We start from the raw sequence: 2,395 nt of genomic DNA on the forward strand, positions 1-2,395 counted from the left end.
CTAGGACAGCCCCTTAAATTTTACGGACGAAAAAGTGCTTAAGTTATTCGCAAAGTACACATCGATCGGTGTCATTAACACACTCATTCACTGGTTTGTGTTCGCTATTTGCATTTATGCGTTTCACACTGGTCAGGCACTTGGCAACTTTGCCGGGTTTGTCGTGGCGGTGTCTTTCAGCTTCTTTGCAAACGCCAGATTTACGTTCAAGTCCTCGACTACCACTCTACGCTACATGCTCTACGTAGGATTCATGGGCTCACTTAGCGCGATTGTTGGGTGGTGCGCAGATAAGTCCGGTATGGCTCCCATCGTAACTCTCATTCTCTTCTCCGCCATCAGCCTGGTGTGCGGATTTATCTATTCAAAGTTCATTGTCTTTAGGGATGCGAAATGAAAATTTCTCTGGTCGTTCCGGTATTTAATGAAGAAGAAGCAATTCCTATCTTCTATAAAACCGTTCGGGAATTTGAAGGCCTTCAGCAGCATGAAGTCGAGATAGTCTTCATAAATGACGGTAGCAAAGACGCGACAGAATCAATTATTAACGCACTTGCTGTTGCAGACCCGCTTGTTGTGCCGCTGTCTTTCACTCGCAACTTTGGGAAAGAGCCAGCTCTGTTCGCCGGGCTTGACCATTCAACTGGTGAAGCGATTATCCCGATCGACGTAGACTTGCAGGACCCTATCGAGGTTATTCCGCACCTGATTGAGAAGTGGCAGGCCGGTGCTGATATGGTTCTGGCTAAACGCTCTGATCGCTCTACCGATGGCAGACTGAAACGCAAGACGGCAGAGTGGTTCTATAAGCTGCACAACAAAATCAGCAATCCAAAGATCGAGGAAAACGTTGGTGACTTCCGTCTGATGTCTCGCGAGGTAGTTGAAAACATCAAACTCATGCCTGAACGCAACCTGTTCATGAAGGGTGTGCTGAGTTGGGTGGGCGGTCGCACTGATGTCGTTGAATACGCCCGCGCAGAACGCGTTGCCGGCAGCACCAAATTCAACGGCTGGAAGCTATGGAATCTGGCACTTGAGGGGATAACAAGTTTCTCAACATTCCCTCTCCGCATGTGGACCTACATAGGCTTATTGGTTGCTGGCGTGGCGTTCATCTACGGTGCGTGGATGATTATAGACACCCTCGCCTTTGGTAATGCCGTTCGAGGTTACCCATCCCTCCTCGTCTCCATTCTTTTCCTTGGCGGCATACAACTGATTGGTATTGGGGTGCTCGGGGAGTACATCGGAAGAATTTACGTCGAGGTTAAACAGAGGCCTCGTTATGTATTGAAGAGGAATAAATGATATGAATTACTTAAGATTTATATCTGACAGTAAATTCAGCAACAAGAATTCATTTTTGCTGTTGTTATCTGCATCTGCGCTTTTTATGCTGCCCATCATTAATGCAAACATATATTATGTTGATGATATTAGTCGGGCACAAACCAACTTTTTAGGATGGTCAGGGTTAGGAAGGCCCGTTTCAGATATTTTATTAATGATTTTTTCTCTAGGACGCCGAGCGGTAGATGTTTCTCCACTACCGCAGATTTTGTCTGTCTTTATTAATGCTGTTACCGCATACGTTTTGCTCAAGTGCATTAGTAAAGAAAGCACTGTAAACTCTGTTTTGATATCTGCAATTGCGATATCCTCTCCACTATATATTCAAAACATGGTATATAGATACGACAGCCTTTCAATGTCACTGGCTGTGTTATTTAGTGTATATGCATTCTACATTCCATTTGTTAAATATAGAAACATTATAATTGTTGCAGTCTCATTAGTTTTATCTTTCTGCTTATACCAAGCTACAATGCCTATATTCCCCATATTGATAATGCTAGGCGCATTCAAACTCAATAAAGAAAGCAAGTCATTTCTAACGTTTATAATAAAATGGGCTATTGTTTATTTAACATCACTCTTAGCCTACAAAGTAATTAGTGGTTTTTTTGTTACCTCTACCAGGGGTGACATGATTTTTTCACACGAGAACTGGATTGAAGCACTTAAATCAAACCTTGAGTCTTTTTATTGGCTTTATGTAAATGCGTATGGCCATCATGGAGATATTATAATCTCTTTCTTGGTTGTATTATCTTTTTCATTCATTGTTTTCTCCTTGCTTAAAAGAAATAACACAATTACCAATAATATATACATTATAGTTCAGGGGTTTTTAAGCATTACGTTCCCTTTGTTGTCATTAGCAGTATCAGCTATATTTATATCCATCCTTAGCGAGTCACTTATAGTGCCGAGGGTGGCTCTTGGGTTTGGATTTGCTATGGCATTTATCATTTACACCTTGCATGATAAGAATCATAACAACTTAATTATTTTTATTGCTTCTTCAATCGTTTTATTTATATCTATATGC

The 2,395-nt window shown here is 41.7% G+C and carries 3 protein-coding genes; all 3 read left to right on the top strand.

What is annotated here, in order from left to right; genetic code table 11:
- Positions 1-34 precede the first annotated feature (34 nt).
- Positions 35-397 (top strand): GtrA family protein, encoded by a 363-nt coding sequence (locus BBW68_RS11515; protein ID WP_070135472.1) that lies wholly within the window; start codon positions 35-37, stop codon positions 395-397.
- Positions 394-1,311 carry a glycosyltransferase family 2 protein gene (locus BBW68_RS11520; RefSeq protein ID WP_070135473.1) on the top strand — a complete coding sequence of 306 codons (918 nt, stop codon included), beginning with the start codon at positions 394-396 and terminating at the stop codon, positions 1,309-1,311. Before BBW68_RS11515 ends, BBW68_RS11520 begins: the two co-directional genes overlap by 4 nt.
- Position 1,312: 1 nt before the next feature.
- The coding region (locus tag BBW68_RS11525) for a glucosyltransferase domain-containing protein (protein ID WP_070135474.1) at positions 1,313-2,395 on the top strand (1,083 nt) is incomplete at its 3' end.

Origin of the sequence: Candidatus Erwinia dacicola, assembly GCF_001756855.1 — a bacterium.
Taxonomy (GTDB): Bacteria; Pseudomonadota; Gammaproteobacteria; order Enterobacterales; family Enterobacteriaceae; genus Erwinia; species Erwinia dacicola.

Excerpts from the sequence above, each read along its gene's own strand:
- BBW68_RS11520 (WP_070135473.1), top strand. The coding sequence starts at position 394 with ATGAAAATTTCTCTGGTCGTTCCGGTATTTAATGAAGAAGAAGCAATT.